The organism is Sphingomonas sp. A2-49 (genome assembly GCF_025548555.1).
GTDB lineage: Bacteria > Pseudomonadota > Alphaproteobacteria > Sphingomonadales > Sphingomonadaceae > Sphingomonas.
The window spans coordinates 1-18,606 of sequence record NZ_JAJLPA010000002.1 but is presented as its reverse complement, the minus strand read 5'-3'; the positions used below and the strand labels follow the sequence as shown (position 1 = coordinate 18,606).

General features: G+C 62.6%; 15 protein-coding genes and 1 pseudogene. 10 read left to right on the top strand and 6 right to left on the bottom strand.

All coding sequences use genetic code 11. The features are described from left to right. Positions 1-5 precede the first annotated feature (5 nt). Genes LPN01_RS19110 through LPN01_RS04000 form a run of 3 tightly spaced genes read left to right on the top strand, consistent with a single transcriptional unit; the run spans position 6 to position 3,811 of the window. Positions 6-257, top strand: coding sequence for a DUF6504 family protein (locus LPN01_RS19110; RefSeq protein WP_410482796.1), 252 nt, complete (start codon positions 6-8; stop codon positions 255-257). After that, the gene (locus LPN01_RS04005) at positions 254-3,520 is read left to right on the top strand and encodes an error-prone DNA polymerase (protein ID WP_262827078.1); all 3,267 of its coding nucleotides are present in this window, start codon (positions 254-256) and stop codon (positions 3,518-3,520) included. Before LPN01_RS19110 ends, LPN01_RS04005 begins: the two co-directional genes overlap by 4 nt. A 3-nt stretch (positions 3,521-3,523) precedes the next feature. Then, on the top strand, positions 3,524-3,811 hold the full coding sequence (locus LPN01_RS04000) for a hypothetical protein (RefSeq protein ID WP_037533385.1): 288 nt from the start codon (positions 3,524-3,526) through the stop codon (positions 3,809-3,811). A gap of 98 nt (positions 3,812-3,909) precedes the next feature. On the opposite strand, the gene LPN01_RS03995 is transcribed toward LPN01_RS04000, so the two are convergent. From LPN01_RS03995 to LPN01_RS03985, 3 genes are all read right to left on the bottom strand, one after another. Further along, positions 3,910-4,200: a DUF1488 family protein gene (locus tag LPN01_RS03995; RefSeq protein ID WP_242153008.1), complete on the bottom strand. Its 291-nt coding sequence runs from the start codon at positions 4,198-4,200 to the stop codon at positions 3,910-3,912. Between the two features lie 6 nt (positions 4,201-4,206). Further along, entirely contained in the window at positions 4,207-4,494 is a 288-nt protein-coding gene (locus tag LPN01_RS03990; protein WP_242187454.1) for a hypothetical protein, read from the bottom strand. A 96-nt stretch (positions 4,495-4,590) separates the two neighbouring features. Continuing rightward, positions 4,591-4,797, bottom strand: a complete 207-nt coding sequence (locus tag LPN01_RS03985; protein WP_037533394.1) for a hypothetical protein — start codon at positions 4,795-4,797, stop codon at positions 4,591-4,593. A gap of 335 nt (positions 4,798-5,132) precedes the next feature. Between LPN01_RS03985 and LPN01_RS03980 the strand changes: the two genes are divergently transcribed. From LPN01_RS03980 to LPN01_RS03955, 6 genes and pseudogenes are all read left to right on the top strand, one after another. Next, positions 5,133-5,417 carry a helix-turn-helix domain-containing protein gene (locus LPN01_RS03980; protein WP_197979490.1) on the top strand — a complete coding sequence of 95 codons (285 nt, stop codon included), beginning with the start codon at positions 5,133-5,135 and terminating at the stop codon, positions 5,415-5,417. Next, positions 5,414-6,700: a type II toxin-antitoxin system HipA family toxin gene (locus tag LPN01_RS03975; RefSeq protein WP_262827077.1), complete on the top strand. Its 1,287-nt coding sequence runs from the start codon at positions 5,414-5,416 to the stop codon at positions 6,698-6,700. The genes LPN01_RS03980 and LPN01_RS03975 overlap by 4 nt, the downstream gene beginning before the upstream one ends. A gap of 69 nt (positions 6,701-6,769) precedes the next feature. Then, positions 6,770-6,961 (top strand): annotated as a pseudogene (locus LPN01_RS03970) (integrase); the annotation flags it as partial. A 59-nt stretch (positions 6,962-7,020) separates the two neighbouring features. Beyond that, positions 7,021-9,318: an AAA family ATPase gene (locus tag LPN01_RS03965; RefSeq protein ID WP_262827076.1), complete on the top strand. Its 2,298-nt coding sequence runs from the start codon at positions 7,021-7,023 to the stop codon at positions 9,316-9,318. Positions 9,319-9,493: 175 nt separating this feature from the next. Then, a complete protein-coding gene (locus LPN01_RS03960) occupies positions 9,494-10,603 on the top strand; it encodes an exonuclease SbcCD subunit D (RefSeq protein WP_262827075.1) in 1,110 nt (369 codons plus the stop codon). Beyond that, entirely contained in the window at positions 10,600-13,230 is a 2,631-nt protein-coding gene (locus LPN01_RS03955; protein WP_262827074.1) for an AAA family ATPase, read from the top strand. Before LPN01_RS03960 ends, LPN01_RS03955 begins: the two co-directional genes overlap by 4 nt. A gap of 25 nt (positions 13,231-13,255) precedes the next feature. On the opposite strand, the gene LPN01_RS03950 is transcribed toward LPN01_RS03955, so the two are convergent. From LPN01_RS03950 to LPN01_RS03940, 3 genes are all read right to left on the bottom strand, one after another. Next, the gene (locus LPN01_RS03950) at positions 13,256-13,936 is read right to left on the bottom strand and encodes a hypothetical protein (RefSeq protein WP_262827073.1); all 681 of its coding nucleotides are present in this window, start codon (positions 13,934-13,936) and stop codon (positions 13,256-13,258) included. After that, positions 13,929-16,118, bottom strand: a complete 2,190-nt coding sequence (locus tag LPN01_RS03945) for a Mov34/MPN/PAD-1 family protein (protein WP_262827267.1) — start codon at positions 16,116-16,118, stop codon at positions 13,929-13,931. Before LPN01_RS03945 ends, LPN01_RS03950 begins: the two co-directional genes overlap by 8 nt. Before the next feature lie 80 nt (positions 16,119-16,198). After that, positions 16,199-17,371, bottom strand: coding sequence for a hypothetical protein (locus tag LPN01_RS03940; protein ID WP_262827072.1), 1,173 nt, complete (start codon positions 17,369-17,371; stop codon positions 16,199-16,201). Positions 17,372-17,513: 142 nt separating this feature from the next. Between LPN01_RS03940 and LPN01_RS03935 the strand changes: the two genes are divergently transcribed. Further along, complete coding sequence (locus tag LPN01_RS03935; RefSeq protein WP_262827071.1) at positions 17,514-18,389, top strand: WYL domain-containing protein; 876 nt, start codon at positions 17,514-17,516, stop codon at positions 18,387-18,389. The last annotated feature ends 217 nt before the right edge of the window (positions 18,390-18,606 follow it).

Genomic DNA, 18,606 nt, shown 5'->3' with positions numbered 1-18,606 from the left:
GCGTCATCGCGCTGCTCCCCGATCAACCGCCGCGGCGCTTCGAGTGGCGAGGCCAGGCGCACAAGGTCGTCGCTGGCGATGGCCCCGAGCGGATCCACGGCGAATGGTGGCGCCGCGACGCTGAGACTTGGGCAGTACGGGACTATTACCGCGTCGAGGATGAGGCAGGCGGCCGTTTCTGGGTATTCCGGCGCGGCGACGGCACCCATGATGATACCGGCGATCTCAGCTGGTGGATCCACGGCGTGTTCGCATGAGCGCGCCCTATGTCGAGCTTCAGGTGCTCACCCATTTCTCGCTGCTGCGCGGCGCGTCGAGCCCCGACGAGCTGTTCGCGGCGGCGGCACTGCTCGGGTATTCCGCGATTGGGATCAGCGACATCGGTACGGTGGCGGGCGTCGTGCGCGCCTGGGAGGCGCAAAAGGCTACCGGCGTCCGCTCGATCGCGGGTACGCGTGTCGATCTCTCCTGCGGGCGCCGCCTGATCCTCTATCCGACCGATCGCCCCGCCTGGTCACGGATCACGCGGCTCCTAACCGTCGGGAAGAAACGGGCGGGGAAGGGGGGCTGCCTCCTGCACTGGCACGACCTTGAGCCATGGTCGGAGGGGATCATCGCTATCCTGCTGCCGGACGAGGCGGACCAAGCGAACCTTGCGGCACTTGCCGACCTGAAGACGGTCTATGGGCGGCGCGGGTACATGGCGCTGTTCCAGCGCCGGCGGCCGGACGACGCCGTCCGTATCGATGCGCTGGCTAGGCAGGCTGGCGGCGCCGGCGTCCGCGCGGTCGCAACCGGTGACGTCCTCTACCATGCGCCCGAAGCCCGCCTTCTGCAGGACGTGGTTACGGCCGTGCGCGAGAAGTGCACCGTTGATGAGCTCGGCTACCGCCGTGAGATCAACGCCGATCGCGCGCTCAAATCACCGGAGGAAATGGTCCGACGCTTTCGTGATTATCCCGACGCGCTCCGCGCCAGCGTCGATATCGCCCGGGCTTGCACCTTCGATCTTGGTGAGCTGGCCTATCAATATCCCCACGAGCGGCTGATCGACGGCCTGAGCGCGCAGGACGCGCTGCAGAAGCTCGCCACCGAGGCGGTCGAGCGGATGTTCGATGGCAACGTGCCGGCTGCCTATACCGACCAGATCGGCCACGAGATGCGGTTGATCGGCGAGCTGGGTTACGCGCCTTATTTCCTGACCGTCTATGCGATCGTGCGCGAAGCACGTCGCCGCGGCATCCTGTGCCAGGGCCGAGGCTCGGCCGCCAATTCGTGCGTGTGCTTCGTGCTCGGCGTCACCTCGATCGATCCGATCAAGCACGAGCTTCTGTTCGAGCGCTTCGTGTCGGGCGAACGGCGCGAGCCACCCGACATCGACGTCGACTTCGAGCATGAGCGCCGCGAAGAGATCATCCAGTGGATCTATGAAACCTACGGGCGTGATCGATCCGCGTTGACCGCGGTCGTCCAGCGCTACCGCGCGCGCGGTGCGGTGCGCGATGTCGGCAAGGCGTTGGGGTTGCCCGAAGACCTGACGTCCTCGCTGGCGGGGCTGGTGTGGGGCTGGTCCGCCGAAGGCGTGGGTGAGAAGCAGGTCGAGGAACTCAACCTCGATATCGGCGATCGACGGCTCCGCTTGACCCTGGAACTGGCCCGCAAGTTGATCGGCGTGCCCCGCCACATGAGCCAGCACCCGGGCGGGTTCGTCCTGACGCATGATCGGTTGGACGATCTCGTGCCGATCGAGCCCGCCGCGATGGAAGATCGCCAGATCATCGAGTGGGACAAGGACGACATCGATGCGCTGAAGTTCATGAAAGTCGATGTGCTCGGCCTCGGCATGCTCGGCTGCATGAACCGTGCCTTCAACATGCTCGAGAAGGATAAGGGCATCCGCGTCGGCCTGGCCGACCTCCAGGACGACGATCCGGCGGTGTACGCGATGATCCAGAAGGCGGACACGCTCGGCACGTTCCAGATCGAGAGCCGCGCGCAGATGTCGATGCTGCCGCGGATGAAGCCGCGCCGGTTTTATGACCTCGTGATCCAGGTCGCGATCGTCCGGCCCGGGCCGATCCAGGGTGACATGGTTCATCCCTATCTTCGTCGGCGCGAGGGACTGGAGAAGCCGGAGTATCCCCGGCCCGAGCTCCGCGCAGTGCTAGAAAAGACGCTCGGCGTGCCGCTGTTCCAGGAACAGGCGATGAAGGTCGCGATCGTGGGTGCGGGCTTCACGCCGGCCGAGGCGGATCAGCTGCGCCGCGCCATGGCGACGTTCAAGGTCACCGGCGGCGTATCGCATTTCTCGGAGAAGCTGGTCGAGGGCATGGTCGCGCGCGGGTATCCGCGCGACTTCGCCGAACGCACCTTCCGCCAGCTCGAGGGCTTCGGCTCCTACGGCTTTCCGGAAAGCCACGCGGCGAGCTTCGCCAAGATCTCCTACGCCTCAAGCTGGATGAAGCATCACCATCCCGACGTCTTCTGCGCCTCGCTGATGAACGCGCAGCCGATGGGATTTTATGCGCCCGCGCAGATCGTGCGCGACGCTCAAGCGCACGATGTCCAGGTCCGGCCCCCGTGCATCAACGCGAGCCGCTGGGACTGCACGTTGGAGCCGACAGGCGGCCGCTACCTCGCGGTGCGGCTCGGGCTTCGCCAGGTGCGCGGGCTGTCGAACGCCGACGGTGCCGCGATCGTAGGCGCACGCAGCACGACATTGTTCGATTCCATCGAGGACGTGTGGCGTCGATCCGGCGTCCAGCGTGCCGCGATCGAAAAGCTCGCGGATGCCGATGCGTTTCACGCGTTCGGCGCGGATCGGCGGCAAGGCCTGTGGAAGGTGAGGGGCCTTGGCGAGGCGCCGCTGCCGCTATTCGCGGCTGCGGACCGCGCTGCGGAGACGATTAGCGCCGAAGGAATCGAACCGTCGGTCGACCTACGACCGCTGACGGACGGTCGCGAAGTGATCGAGGATTACCGTTCGCTGCAGCTCTCGCTGCGGGCGCATCCTCTGACGTTCGTTCGGGGTGAGCTCGCGCGACGTGGCGTGACCGAATGCGCTGAACTCGCGAACATTCGGGATGGCCGGCACGTCGAGGTCGCCGGCATCATCCTGGTCCGCCAGAAGCCCGGCTCGGCCAAGGGCGTGTTGTTCATCACGATCGAGGACGAGACGGGGATCGCCAACGGCATCCTGTGGCCGGATCGGTTCGAGCGGCAACGCCGCACGATCATGTCCGCGTCGATGATCGGCATGAAGGGCAGGGTGCAGAAAGAGGGCGAGGTGATCCACGTCATCTGCGACCGGATCATCGACCATGGTGACCTGCTGCACCGAGTGGGCGAGATGTCGTTCCCCCATCGGACCGGCCGCGGCGATGGGGCCAAGCATGCCGGATCGCCTGACCGCGGTGACGCGGGTTGGAAGCCGGAGCCGCGCAACTGCTACTGGCCGCCGCACGCTGAGGGCATGGATCCCGAGGACGCCGTACGCTTCAAATCGCATGACTTTCGTTGAGCGATGGCAAAGCTTGCTCGCCACCAGCGCGTCGTCATCGCGCTATCGGTCCATATCCTGCGGAGCGGCGTCGCCCGCTGCTCGGACACGCGCGTGGACGGCGTGGAGGTTCGCTTGGCGCTTCGGTGCCTGCTACCGCATTGCCCGGAGCGTTGGCCGCTCGAGCTTTATTGGGATGCGGCGCGCCAGGAAAATGAGATTGGCAGGGCGCAGGGGGTGACCGCCGCGTTCAACGGCATTGTCCGTCAGCTGCGCCGCGCCGGCCGATATGAGGAAGTGCTGGATCAGTGAGAAAGCGTGCCGCCCGCATCCTCAGCTGAGGCACCTCGGGGATGGTGCCCGTCGGATGGCATGGATCGATCCGGATGGCGCTTCCTTCCGCCACGGCTTCAGCTTTCTACGTCGGCCGCAGTCAGCAGGATCGGGGGCTCCCCGCCGAGCCGCTTGACGAACTCGCGCTGTGCTATGCGGTGAATGTCGCTCTCGAACTCGATGAAGACCTCGAGGGCAGTTTCGGAATCGAGCGTATCGCGATCGGGATCGAGGAGCTGCGTCAAAGCCTCGCTGGTGATGAGGAACTCGACGACTCCTAAGTTGGTGGCACCCGTGAACCCGACGCTCTCGCGTTCGGCAACCCAGTAATAGTCCCCCATCTCGAAACGGACGCTGGGATTGGCCATGCCGCCTTACTCCTCTGGTGTGCTGGAAGCCGGCAGGTGCTCCGCCAGTGCTGCGATACCCTCACCGGTAAAGGTCGTGCTGGAGGCGCCCTCGATCTGGACAGGATGCTCTACCGTCAAGACGGCCGCGGCTTGATGCTCGGGGTCCAGTTTCTGCCAATCGCGAACTGCCCGTTCGAGGTTGGTGACTTCGGCCACGTCGCTATCGCCGCGCGGGACGTTTTCGAGCGAGGCGCTCATCCGCCAGTTGATCTCGGGTGTCTTCGCGCTTTCACCCCAGGTCGCTTCGGTCATGATCGTCTACCTTCTCGCGTGTGGTTCTGGGCGCGATTTCGAATATAGCCCGACAGGGCGCGTCCGTGCCAGTCCGAAGCCCACAATGCGCGAGCTTCAAGGGCCGCGAGGGGCGACCGCGATGATATCGAGCTTGCGCAAGGCTCGTGCCAGGCGTTTGGCATCGAGTAGCCCGATGCCATGGGCGCGAAAGGCGCTCGCGAGTTGTCTCTCGGTCAATGGCGCCGACACCTGATCGAGAACGGCAAGCGCGGCGGCGCGCACCTCAGGGGGTGCAGCCTTCAGGGCGTCTAGGGCTTTCATTCTGCCTCATGAAGGTTGCTCGGTCCGATCGGTAGACCAAAGACATAGCGCCGCGCCATGCGACTTGCACGTGCCACGCCCCGCGATGCCGGCGACCTGAAGAACAACCCGCCACGGCCGACGCTCTGTGTGAGATTACCGGTTCTGTCGATGCCGCCCGAGCAGTCAGTTGCATCCGCGCCTGTCGAACCCGGGCAACGCGTCTCGAACCGGCTATCTCGACTGGCAACGTAAGGTCGTGTATAACGTACCGTATTAGCCTGATGGGCGCTTATATGAGACGCTAGATGCGATCGACTGTCGCTGATACACTTCCGCCCCGCGTGAGGCGCAGCTTGACGAAGTTGGGCGCCGATATTGCGCTGGCGCGCAAGAAGCGCAGCCTCACGGTGGTCATGATGGCCGAACGCATCGGTGTGGCCAAGAGCACATATCTCAAGCTGGAAAAAGGCGACCCGACCGTCGCGTTGGGTACATACGCCATGACCTTCTTCGTTCTGGGTTTTGGCGAGAGCCTTGGAGAGATCCTCGACGCCAGGAACGACGAGCAGGGTCTGTTACTCGACGTGGAACGCATGCCGCAACGCGTCCGCAGACCCAAGCCGCCGGTTTCGCTGTGAGGCGGACGATCGGCATCCAGATCGGCGACGAAGCCCGCAGCGTCGGGTCGCTGCACTACAATCAGCAAGGAAGTCGCGAGAGCGCGGGCTTCGAATATGATGACGGCTGGCTGGCCGACCCCGACCGCTTCGCCCTTGAGCCCGCGCTGCCGCTCGTTGCCGGCCCGCAGTTCCACCGCAAGATCGGCACCGGTTCTGTCTTCCATGCCGCGATCGCCGACACCGAACCGGACGGCTGGGGGAAGCGCGTCATCCAACGCGACCATGCCAAGCGGCGGCAGGATGCCCGCCGCCGCGGTGAGGAGGTCGATGCTCGGGCACTGAATGGCCTCGATTATCTGTTGGCGGTCGACGACGTCAGCCGGGTGGGGGCACTACGCCTTGTCGACGAGCAGGGGGTTGCCCAGCGGGCGACCGAGGATGGTCGCCGAACTACGCCGCCGTTGATCGAGTTGGGCCACCTCCTAGCCGCCAGTCGTGCGGTGGAGACGAACACCGAGACCGCAGCCGATCTCGCCTATTTGCGCGGTCGCGGCACATCGCTTGGCGGACTGCGCCCCAAATGCACCGTCGTCGATGACGAGGGGCGCTTGTCGATCGGCAAGTTTCCGAGCGTCGCCGACGAGCGCTCGGTCACACGAGGGGAGGTACTGGCGATGCGGCTGGCCCGTCGCGCCGGGATCGACGCCGCCGATGCCCGACTGATCGACAGCGATGGCGACGCGATCGCGCTGATCCGGCGGTTTGACCGACCCAAAGGGGGCGGTCGGCTCATGTACGTCTCGGCGGCGACGATGATCGGTGCGGAGCCCGGCGATGCGCAGGAGCATGCCTATACCGAGATCGTCGATGCGCTCCGTGTGAATGGGAGCGCCCCCTCCGCCGATATCGAAGAGCTGTGGCGCAGGATCGCCTTTTCGATCCTGATCACGAACGTCGACGATCATCTGATGAACCACGGCTTCCTGCACGTCGATCGTGGCCTGTGGCGGCTGGCGCCAGCCTTCGACGTCAATCCGTTCCCCGAGCGAATGCGTGAGCTGAAGACCTGGGTCTCGGAAGAGGTCGGCCCGGAGGCAACCATCGACGCGTTGATGTCTGTGCTGCCCTACTTCCGCATCACTCCGCCACGCGCCAGGGAAATGCTGGCTCAGGTTGAGCAGGCTGTCGCGGGCTGGCAGGATGAGGGGCGGGCACTCGGGATGACCGGCGCCGACCTCGACAGCTTTGCCGATGCCTTCGAGCACGCGGAGCGCGCCGCGGCACGGGCGGTGCTGGCATGATGCAGGGCTCGGCGTCTCGAACTGCAGCCACCAGAAGGATCCGATGATACGCCTGATCGACACCGCCGCATCTCGGGCCGGGAAACCTGGGATCTGCGCAAGATGCTCTCCAAGCCTGCGGTGAAGGCGCGAGTCGAATATGACATCGGCACCGTGGCGCTGCACCCGGGATCGATCGGGCTGATCTTCCGGTCTATCATCCAGCGGGCTTTCGATCTCGGCACGCTTCCTGATATCACGGCGGCGGATCTGACGCGGCTGGAAGCAAAGCGCGCCAGCGGCTAGATCGGTCAAGGGGAAAACTATCTCGTGGGGGTGTCGTGCTGACTTCAATTGGGATTGCTGGCGAGGCGACATATCCAGCCGCAGGTGAGAAGCTCACCAACCTTAGAAAGATCAACTACCTATTCGGTCACAATGGTTGCGGGAAGACAACCGTATCCCGTGCCATCCATGATACTGCCGCTCGTACCGGCTACAGCGTTTCATGGAAGGACGGCCGGGCGATACCGACGCTCGTCTACAACCGCGATTTCGCCGAAGCCAACTTCGGAGAGCAGATGAGAGGCATCTTCACGCTTGGCGAGAATTCGACCAAGGCAGTTGAAGAGATCGAGAGCCTGCAGCAACAGATCGGCAAGCTCGACCGCGAAATCGACGGGCTGCGCCAGAAGCTCGAAGGCGACGATGGCACGGGTGGTAGCCGTAAGGATCTCGCAGACGCGCGATCGCTTCTCGATGAGGCATGTTGGAAATCGCAGCAGGCCCACAAGGCGGTTTTCGATGAGGCCATGACCGGTCACCGGCAGGGCAAGGTCGCCTTTTGCACCAAGGTGTTGAAGGAGGCGGCAGAGAACGAGACCGACGTCGCCACTCTTGAGGATCTCATCGCGCGTGCCGCTACCGTCTTTCAGGATGCAACGCCCCCGGAAGCCGCTATCCAGCCGATCGCCTTTACCGCCTTCCCCACATTGGAAAAGTCGGCGATCCTCGGACGGAAGGTTGTCGGCCGTGACGACGTCGTCGTCGCCGGCCTGATAGGACGGCTGGGCAACAGCGACTGGGTCAAACAGGGCGTGGAGTATCTTACGGCTGCGGGTGGCCCGTGCCCTTTCTGCCAGCAGGATGCCCCAGCGAACCTGTTGGAAGATCTCAACGCGTTTTTCGACGAGCAGTATGAGGCAGATCTCGCGGAGATCGTCCAGCTGATCACGCGATACGAGGCCTCCACGAAGGCCGTGTGCGACCGTCTCGATGCTCTCGTGGCCTCGCCCGGCAAGTTCATCGATCCGGAGACGCTCAACGAGCGTTACCACGCCCTCAAGACGGCGTTCGAACTCAACCATGAGCGGCTGGTGGCAAAGCGCCGCGAACCCAGCAATGCGGTCATGCTCGAGGATACGAAGGAGTTCGCGGACGCGATCAGCGACCTGCTGACGCAGGCGAACATGGCGATCGCTGGATACAACGAGACCGTTCGCGATCTGTCGAAGTCGAAGCGCACCCTGACCTCGCAGGTATGGCGCTTTATCGTCGAGGAGCGCCGCACCGACCTCGCGACCTATGAGGCTTCGGCGACCAAGCTCGGCAAGATGATCGAGGGCCTCGGAGCCACGATCGCTGAAAAGAAGGGCGAGCGTGCCCGGCTCGATGTCCAGCTGAAGGGCAAGGAGGCCAGCATTACGAGCGTCAAGCCGACAGTCGACGAGATTAACCGCATACTCGCCTCATTCGGCTTCACCAGCTTTAAGCTGGCTGTCGCTGGCGAGCGCCAGGACATGTACCGGATTGTCCGCCTCGACGGATCTGACGCCGCGAAGACACTGAGTGAAGGCGAACGGTCGTTCATTACCTTCCTCTACTTCTATCACATGCTGGCCGGCAGCACGTCCGGCACGGGTACCACTGTCGAGAAGGTGGTTGTGTTCGACGATCCCGTCTCGAGCCTTGATTCCGATGTGCTGTTCATTGTCAGCGCGCTTATTCGGAAGGTGGTCAGCGACGTTCGTGCTGGAAAGGGCTCGGTGCGACAGGCTTTCGTGCTGACGCACAACATCTACTTCCACAAGGAGGTGAGCTACGACAGAGATCGGCCTGCCTCCGGGTGCAGGAAGGACGAGACCTTCTGGGTTGTGCGGAAGCGCGACAACGTCTCGTCGTTCCACCACTATGCATTCAATCCGGTGAAGACGTCCTACGAGCTACTTTGGGAGGACGTGCGTGATTCCGAGCGTGCCAACCTCACCATCCAGAACACTTTGCGTCGGATCGTCGAGAACTACCTCGTTGTCCTCGGCGGCTGGCGACAGGATGCTATTGTCGCGCTCTTCACCGGTCGCGACGCGCAAGTCTGCGCCTCGCTGTTCTCATGGATCAATGACGGATCCCACAGCGCGCACGACGACATCTACCTGGCAGCCGACGACAACGCCGTGCAGAACTACCTCCGCGTGTTCGAGCGGGTCTTCGAGAAGACCGGCCATATCGCCCACTACAGGATGATGATGCGGATCAGCGACGCGGACGAGGACGAAGCGGCGGAAGGCGACGCGAAGCTGGCCCCAGCAGAAATGACAGGTTCATCGGAGGGCTCGCTAGCGTCAGCTCCAGTGGCGTGAGGCGGCGGGACACTACCAAGGCTATCGTGTCGATCACCATAATCGTGGTGCGCAGCGCGAGGCAGTCTATACGATCACCGACATGGCTGCCGGAGCTTTGGCGGGCCGGCTCTGATCAGCCGGACGGCTGAAGCTATCAAGGCCGTAAAACGACACGGCAACCTGTAGAAGCATCATGAAACTCATCCACACCGCGGACTGGCAGCTCGGCAAGCCCTACGGACGCTTCGAGCCGGAGGTTCGCGCAGCACTGACTGAGGCGCGCTTTGACGCGGTCGACGCGATCGGCAGGGCAGCGACGGTTCACGGTGCTGCGCATGTGCTGGTGGCCGGCGACGTGTTTGATACTGAGGGGCCCGAGGATCGCACGATCGTTCAGTTGATCTCCCGGATGGAGCGGTATTCCTGTCGGTGGTGGCTCCTTCCCGGCAATCACGATTTCGCGCGGAATGGCGGTCTTTGGGATCGCGTGCGTCAGCGCGCGCCAGGCAACATCACCGTGCTCACGGAGCCGCAGCCCGAAGAGATCGAGACAGGCTTATGGGTATTGCCCGCGCCACTGACGCACCGGCATAACCTCGACGACCCGACCGACTTGTTTGATACAATGGCAACGCCCGGCGCACGGCTGCGGATCGGCCTGGCTCACGGGTCGATCCGTGATTTCGGGACGCAGGGCGAGACGAAGAACCAGATTGCGCCCGACCGTGCCCGCAGGTCCAGTCTCGATTATCTTGCTCTCGGCGACTGGCATGGAACGTTGAAGATCGACGCGCGCACCTGGTATTCAGGCACGCCTGAAACCGATCGCTTTCAGCGCGACGAGCCGGGGCACATCCTGCTGGTCGACGTCGACGAGGGTCGCGAGCCAATCGTCACGCCAATCCGCACCGGTCGTTTCCAATGGATCAGGCGCAGCTGGACCGTGAATGATCAGGCTGCGTTCGACGCGGAATGCGACCAGCTATTGGCGTCGATAGACCCACCAGCGACGCTTCTCGAACTATCGCTCGCCGGGATCACTAATCTCACCGATCGCGTGGCGATGCTCGGCAGGCTCGAAAATGATGTCGGCCACCGCGTCCGCTATCTCGATGCCCGCGCTGGTGACCTCGTCGGTCGGCCGAGCGAAGACGATCTCGCACAACTCGCCGTCGAAGGCATGCTCGGCGTTGCCGCCGCAAAACTCTCCGCCCGGATTGATGCTGGTGGACCTGAGGCATCGGTCGCCAAACGCGCGCTCGAGCGCCTGTTCGTCGAATATAGCCGGGAGGAGAAGGCATGAGCCTGCGGCTCCGCCGGATCGCCGTCGACGGCTTCCGTAAGTTTCGTGAGCCGATGGCGATCGAGGGCCTGACCGATGGCCTCAACATCATCATCGAGCCGAACGAGACAGGCAAATCGACATTGCTCGAGGCGCTTCGGGCGGCCTTCTTCGTGCGCCATGGGACCAAGAACCAGCTCGCCCAGTCGTTCGCGCCCTATGGCGAGGCGGTCGGGCCGGAGATCCAGGTGTCGTTCGAAGCCGACGGGGCGCCGTGGACTGTCACCAAACGGTTCCTGCGGGGCGCAACCATCGAGCTAACGGGGCCGCAGGGTAAGGCACAGGGCGAAGAAGCCGAAGCTCGTCTTCATGCCCTTCTCGGGTCCGTCCGCGACACCAGTCAGAAGGGTGATGCCGGGACCTATGGAGCCTTGGGCCTCCTATGGGTGGCGCAAACGGATGCGCTATCGGTCAGCGCACCCGGGCAGATCGTCCGCGATACGGTCCGGTCTACCCTGGAAGCAGAGGTCGGCTCGATCATGGGCGGCCCCGCTTACAAGCGCGTGCGCACCCGGATCGACGAACAGTTTGCGCGGTATTGGTCGCCAACGGGTCAGAAGCGCGACCGACAAAATGAGGTGAGGGAGCGGGTCGAAAGCGCCGAGGCCGCCGCGCGAGACGCCGCTGACAGGCTCGCGGGATTAGAGAAGACGTTTGCCGAACTCGAAGCCGCGCGCGCCAGGCTGAAGGTCGTTCAGCGCGAGATTGCCGACGACACGGATGTCCAGACCCGGAAGGATCTGGTCGCGTCGTTAGAGGTCGCGCGTGCGGCCGCACAGATCCTCGCGACCCGTCGTGCCGAGCATGAAGCTGTCGGCGCGAAGGGCAGGGGGCTCGAGGACCTTTCGGAGCGCCACCGTTCGGCGACGGAAGCTCGTGAGAAGGCGAGCTTCGCGGTGGAGCAGGCGCATGCGAAGCGGACAGACCTCGGCGAAGGATTGGCTGCGGCGAAGCAGCGCCTTGTCGATGCGCGTGCAGCCCTCGAAAACGCCCGAACGGCGCGTCAGGACGCGCGCTTCGCTCTCAGCGCTGGTGACGATCGCGTGCGGGCTGCACGTCGTAAGACTGGCGTCGCAGCGGCGCGCAAACGGCATGTGGAGTTGGTCGAGCTTGAACGGCTTCAGAGCGAGGCCAGCATCCTCGCGGCGACATTGATCCCTGCAAAGACGATCGAACTGCTCGAGACGAATGAGCGAGCGATTGCTGAGGCGCGTGCAGCGCAGAGCGCCGGCGCGACGCGCATCGCGCTGACCGGCGACACTGCCGGCATCCTGATTGACGGCGAACCCGCGGGTCCCGGAGAGCGGACTCTCACCGGCACGACCCATTTCAATCTCGGCGGTGCCGAGCTCGTCGTTATACCGGCCGCCGGGGCAGCCAGCGCCGAAGAGGCGTTGTCGTCGGCTTTGAAGAAGCAGCAATCTGCGCTGGCGGATCTCGATGTTGCTGACCTCGCGGCTGCGCGCGCACGCAACGACAAAGCGCGGGATGCTGCCAGCGAACTGCGCACCATCGCGGCGCGGATCGAAGCGACGACGCCAGCCGACGAAAATCTTGGGCTGGCCGCTGGCGCCGGTGCGCTCAAGCTCTTCATCGTCGAGCTCGCCGATGAAGCCGAAACGGGTGAGGGCGATCTCCCCGATATCGCAGCCCTCACAACGGCACTGGAGGCGGCCGACACGGCGCTTGCGCGAGCCGAAGGCGCTCAGGATAGCGCGCTCGCCGCACTCCGGCGTGCCGAGGAGGAGGATGCACCGCTTGCCGCCGCCGAAGCGGGGGCGACGAGCGATCTCGCCAACGCTACTGGTCAGATCACCGCTATCGAGAGCCGGCCGGAATTCCCGAGCCTGGCAGAGGATCTCGTTCGTGCCCGCGAGCAAACCGCCGAAGCGGCAGTGAAGCTGGAAGATGCGATCCGCGACGCAACAGCGCACGACGCCGCGGCGATCGCGCGGAAGATCGAGACGGTCGATGCGCGGAGCAGGGCGGCGGGGGAAGCGCGGACAAAGCTTGAGATGGAGATTGCCCGGTTCGAGGGGACGATCGAGAGCGAGGGCGGCAAGGGTCTTGCAGACCGTGAGGCAAGCGCCCGCGAGGAAGCTGAGGCCGCACGCGCTGCTCTTCAACGAGTCACCGAAGAGGCCGAAACCCTGAAGCTGCTGCGCGAAACGCTCGATGAGGCACGCGACGAAACGTCCGCCAAGTTCGTCGGCCCCGTCGCCAAGCGAGCGAAACGACACATCGAGCGTTTGCTGCCTGGCTGTGATCTATCGTTCTCTGAGGATCTTATGCTCGATGCGGTCGTCCGGGGCGGGATCAGCGAAGGGTGCAGGGATCTCTCGCGTGGCACTCAGGAGCAACTGGCAGTCCTGACGCGGATTGCCTTCGCGGACATGCTCCTCGAGCAGGGCCGGCCGGTGTCGCTCATTCTTGATGACCCGCTCGTCTACGCCGATGACGCTCGGCTCGATCTGATGGTCGAGATCTTGAGCGAGGCCGCCGAACGGATGCAAGTGATCCTTTTAACCTGTCGCGATCGGGCTTTTCGCCATGTGGAAGGCACCCGAGTTTCGCTCGTGGTGAGGTAAATATCCTCGCCAAGCCTAGACCGTCCTAAGGTGAAGGTGTTGCCGGAGATGTCAGGTCCTGCGCGGCTGTAAGCGCCAGCACGTGCTGGACCATGCGGTAGCTATAATTCTTCGCAGCGAGGGCGGAAAAAAGGTAGGTCAGCAGCAAAAGCACCCCATACCACCCTGACCGGGCCGCGTTATGCGTCACGATCATCGTCATGATCGGCAGTGGCATGACCAGTAAGGCGGAAATCGTGCCGATATCTCGTGCTGCGAGATAACGTCGATGAGCATCGCAAACCCCGATATCGTCGCGCAGCGGCTTATAAAGCCGATAGAACAGGCGGTTCTGGGCAGCCGGATCGTTTGGTAGCAGGCCTATGCGTGCCGTGAGGGCCTGCATGTCGACGTGGCTCGATTTCGGACCAATCACTGAGAATGCACGGCAACCAGGCAAAGGATTGTACCACCGCAAATGAATAATCCGGTCGCGCCAATCCGGTGGGATCAGCCCGAGCAGCAGAAGCGACGCGATGACGATGATCCCGAGCGACGCCGATCCGGGCAGCGCAAGACCCTCAAGTCTTTTCCCCAACTCAACCGAGCCGGCCTTGAACAGCTTCCCCGGTTCAAGCGCTATCCACACGAATGCGATAATATGAGCGATCATGGCTGCGCGAATGAGCCACGCATTTTGCTCTTTCAGAGATTTTGTCTCAGCCAACGGCTTTATCCTTCGCGATCAGCGCATGGAAACGTCTGGGCGTCACGATAAGCAAGATCGATGGCGGTGCGCGACTGATGGCCAGATCGGCGGCGGTATTCCAGTCCGTGGCAGATGGCCCCTCGTCGGCGAGGTGGCTGTGCCACGTACCGACATCAAATAGCGTCCGCCCGCTGGCAAGATGACGGCTTTCGATGGATTTCCGAAGGCCCTGGGTTCCGAGAAGGAACAAAGTCGCAGACCGCTCGCTGTCAGGCGGCGCGTCGAGGATGTCTACGACGGTCACGGACTTGAGGCGCGCACTGCTCAGTCCGACCATCAATCCGCCAGTCTCGACATTCTTGAAGCTGGCAGCTTCGGACCGGATACGCTCTGCAACCCGGGCTGCGATGCGCAGGTGCCAACCGTCGCTCCCCTCAATGGCAACGGTTTCGAACGGTGGAACCGTGCGGCGCGACCATCGCATGGTCGGCGCGTCGCTCCCGGAGATACCGATCACGATGGCGCCGTCTTTATCGCGCTGGTCGTCCGCTTTGTTTATTTCCTTCGCGAGCCCTGCCGTCATCATTGACAGCTGGGCGTCGTCGACGGTCATAGTGAGTGATCCGCACCCCTGACCGATCTGAACCTCCGCCAGGCCTTCATCAGGGTCGAATAATAGTGAAGCCACCTCCGGATCGTCGACCGTCGCGTAAAGTTCCGCCATCAGATCACAGTGATTGGGATTGTGGTCCGCCCCGTCGATCAACAGATAGCCCACCCGGCCCCGACCGAACAGCGCGGCTTCGATTTGCCGATTGCGATCGCGCGGTCTCGTGGTCGCCGTCAGCGCTTCGCGGACGGCCAGCGAGGCTGTCGCATTGACCACCAGTTTCGCCGACGCGGGAACGATCTGGGTGCGCAGGTCCCCATCCCGCAACCCGAAGGCGATGTCTTCCACGTTATGCGCTGTCTCCTGACCGAGCTCGCGCAGTTCGCCAGCAAGCGCCTCTGCCTTGTTCGTTCCATCTCGGCCGGGGCCGAGGCCATGGCGAGCCATATTGTGCGGCCGCAGCCACCCATTATCGCTAACGGCCACTATCGGCTGACCCGCACGCGCAGCGTGAAGGGCAAGCTTGGAACCGACGCTTCCGCACCCGAGCAGAGCAAGAGGAGCGCGCTTCGGAGCGCCCGAAAGCGTCCGCAAAAGACCAGGAGTCAAGGCCTGAAAGTGGAGTGCGGGAGCGACCGGCTCATCATCCCCATAGGCAAGCAGCGCCTTGCGACCGGCGAATGGACGAAGCTCTATAATATAAGGAAGCAGTTCGACCGTCGATGATGAACCGATCAGATGGAAGGGGCGCCGAACACATAAAATGACGCCCACCGGGATGACCGCATCGATATGGTAGCCTTCGAAACAGCGCGAGACGCTGGACAAGAACAGGTCGAGGCTCCGCGCACAACCGTAGAGCTCGGCGCGCGTGCGCAGACCTTGCAGATCGGTAACGTCCTCCGGGAGATAGCGGTCGTTGATCAATTCGCCTCCGGACGGCGGCTTGTCCGGCCACATAATCCCAACGACGGTTGCGCCGCGGCTGACACCGTTGCTGACCCGGCTGCCGGTGAAGAGTGTGCCGTCTTCTCGATTTAAAGGCGTTTTGAGGGCGCCGCTGTCGATCCACGCGGACGCGTCAGCCAATAGCTGACCGTCGCGTTCGCCGCGCCGGAGAAAGCGCGCGCGCCAGGCGACATAACCGCCGGCCTTCCGGACCGCTCCACGCGCGGCCTCTGCATCGATGGCCACAACATCAACAAGGCTGCGGCGCATCATCGGCTCCCAGCCCTGCGCGGGATCGATCAGATCGCTGATCGCCGCCTTACGCAACCAGACCGCCATCTGCTCGACCAAATGGAAAAGACCATATTCGACGAGGCCAAACTGGAGAAAGAATTCGTTCTGATCGCCATCTACGAGACAAGGGCGGGGCGGAGCGTCAGAGGCGCCGGGCAGGAGATGCGGGAAGGTCCTCGGGAAGTCTGCGCGCAGGCTCACTCTGGGTGATTGCCAAGGATAGCTAGCCGGGATCGAAAACGTTACCGGCTCAACAGTGCGAACACCGGTAGCGCTGAGGCCGTCAGCTTTCATGTGGAGAGGCATTTCGACTCTGATGTCGAGACGGACGGCATCCGCGCTGAGCACCGAGCCACCACAGCACTCCGGGTGGCTCTGCGCCACCCGGAGAAGATGCTCAGCAGCGAGTGACCTCGATGCCACCACTGTCAGCTACCGTGCGGGCGCGCCTGGGCTGCGGTTGCACCGATGCCCAAGGCCGCTGTGGCCGCCCGCGCAGCATTCTTCACGGCTTTCACAATCCCGCTCGCTCCGATCTCATAACGGAGCGGTTGCTGCTCATCGTCCCAGATGTCCGTGACGCAGATGAAGCGGTCTGTCTTGCCGTTCACGATCGATATGTATTCGCGCTTCGCCCGGTCGCTCGGGGGATCCGCATCTTCGGGATCGATATGCTCGGAGCTGGCGATCACGATCGCACCTTTGCGGGTCTGCGCAAGGGCGCTACGCGCGCTGTCGCAGACTTCGGCCTCCTCGCCATATGTCGAATAGCTGTCGTAGCTTAAGCTATGCCAGGAGCAATGATGTGGCGCCTGAAGAATGTCATATTCAAGCCAGTTCGCATTGTAGGTCCCATGCTTGTCCCAAAGCCGCTCCCAGATAGCGACTTCGGCATCGCCCCCAGACAGAAACCGGCATTTGTCTGCATATCCCGCGCCGCGAATGGAGAAGCGAAGAATTACCGACGAGCGGTTCTTTGCAAGCATTTCGTCTAGCGCCTCGTCGTCGCCCTTCGGCACAGGAGCGAGCAGGCGTGCCTCGAACGCTCCGGCCGACACACGATTCAAGCTCGTGACTAGGCTGTCAGTTTTGACGACGATACCGAGTATGTCGTTGGTCTTCCCGTCAATGTCTTCGCCCATGATCTGAATGCGATCTCCCTCGATCCCGATCACTTTGTTTGCGCGATAAAGCGCGACGCGCCGGCGCGCTTCCTTCGCCCAAGCCTTGGCATCGTCACACAGAACGTGCGTCTTCGACGACCGCCTGAACACAATCGGTGACGACCACATCTCGCGGATCAATATCTTGTCGTCAGCTTTCACCCAGTCGTCCGGCGGCCCAAGGTGAAAATGACGGACAAGTCCGCCAATATGATCCTTGTCTGGGTGACTGAGCAGGAAGCCGTCAACATACAGGCGCCCTTTTTCGTCCCGCTTCAAGCGATCGCGCAACTGCGACATCACATCAGGCGTGTCGTCTTCTGGATCGTCGGCCGCTTTGCGAACATGTATGTCGATCAGGAGCTTCTGATCGTTATCGAACTCCAACAGCGTCATGTCGCCATTGCAAACCGGGAAGAAGGTGAGCGCCGCAGTCATTTGAAATCCTTCCACCTGAACCGTGACGTGACCGCTCCCCATACGGGATGGCGATTGACTCGATTCGTCTATGGGGATAGGAAATACACGGGACGCATAAAGCTGTCCATATAGTTTCGATACCCACATGGAGAATTGCACATTGACACCTGCAAGCAAGATAAAGTGGGGGGTCGAGCGACGGCTCGAATTCATCGAGTTCCGCCTTTTTTGGGAAGGCGGCGTGCGTCGTTCCGACATAATGACGACGTTTGACGTGTCAGAGCCGCAGGCCTCGAAAGATCTGACGCTGTACCAAGAGCGTGCGCCAGGAAACGCCGTCTACGACAAAACGTCGAAGCGGTACGTGGCTGGTCCTCACTTCAGTTCCGTGTTCCTAACGGAAGGACCGTCAGAATATCTGGTTCGGCTTCGATCGTTCGGAGAGGGCTTGATGGAGCCGGCTGAAACTTGGCTTGGCTCCCCTCCAGAAATAGACATCGTGCTCAATCCGGCCCGTGACGTCGATGCCGGATGCCTTCAATCCGTATTAAAGGCCGTGCGGGAAAAGCGCTCGCTGGAGGTGCGATACCAGTCCATGAGCACGCCTGACCCCGGCTGGCGGCGGATAACTCCGCACGCCTTTGGCTTCGATGGCTTCCGCTGGCACGTGCGCGCCTACTGTCACAAAAGCGATCGCTTCAAAGACTTCCTCATTCCACGCATAACTGGAGTCCGGGATTTCGACGAGCCTGGTCTCGGTGGAGACAGCGACACGATGTGGAATGACCGGTTCGTTGTCATCATTGGCTCACATCCCGGGCTCAGTCAGAATCAACGTGCTGGTGTTGAAAAAGATTACGGAATGGATGGAGGGACGAAACCACTCGAAATCCGATACGCGATGTTGTTCTATGTGCTGAGGCGGCTTGGGCTTCTGGACAATCCAGAGAGCAAACCTGCGAGAACTCAGCACATTATTACGATTAACGCCGACGAGACCGCGGAGGCTATGCGCAAAGCCGACTGGGCGCTCTAGCTCTTACGCCGCAATTTCGACGTTCCGTCCGATCGGGAATATGCATTCCTACGGCACTTAGAAAAGTGGATTCGGGATGACGGAACAGATGTCGAAGCGAACGATCAAACGCTCGCCGAACGGCAGACGATCCTCTATCAGGACATAGTTCTAGCCTCTCGATCATGAAGCCGGAACGAGGGGGCACAGGTGGCGAATAGCTTTTACGAACGACCAA

Coding starts and splice junctions, on each gene's coding strand:
- LPN01_RS03995 (WP_242153008.1), bottom strand. CDS start 4,200: ATGGCCAATCCCAGCGTCCGTTTCGAGATGGGGGACTATTACTGGGTT.
- LPN01_RS03960 (WP_262827075.1), top strand. CDS start 9,494: ATGAAACTCATCCACACCGCGGACTGGCAGCTCGGCAAGCCCTACGGA.
- LPN01_RS04005 (WP_262827078.1), top strand. CDS start 254: ATGAGCGCGCCCTATGTCGAGCTTCAGGTGCTCACCCATTTCTCGCTG.
- LPN01_RS03955 (WP_262827074.1), top strand. CDS start 10,600: ATGAGCCTGCGGCTCCGCCGGATCGCCGTCGACGGCTTCCGTAAGTTT.
- LPN01_RS03940 (WP_262827072.1), bottom strand. CDS start 17,371: ATGACTGCGGCGCTCACCTTCTTCCCGGTTTGCAATGGCGACATGACG.
- LPN01_RS04000 (WP_037533385.1), top strand. CDS start 3,524: ATGGCAAAGCTTGCTCGCCACCAGCGCGTCGTCATCGCGCTATCGGTC.
- LPN01_RS03990 (WP_242187454.1), bottom strand. CDS start 4,494: ATGACCGAAGCGACCTGGGGTGAAAGCGCGAAGACACCCGAGATCAAC.
- LPN01_RS03985 (WP_037533394.1), bottom strand. CDS start 4,797: ATGAAAGCCCTAGACGCCCTGAAGGCTGCACCCCCTGAGGTGCGCGCC.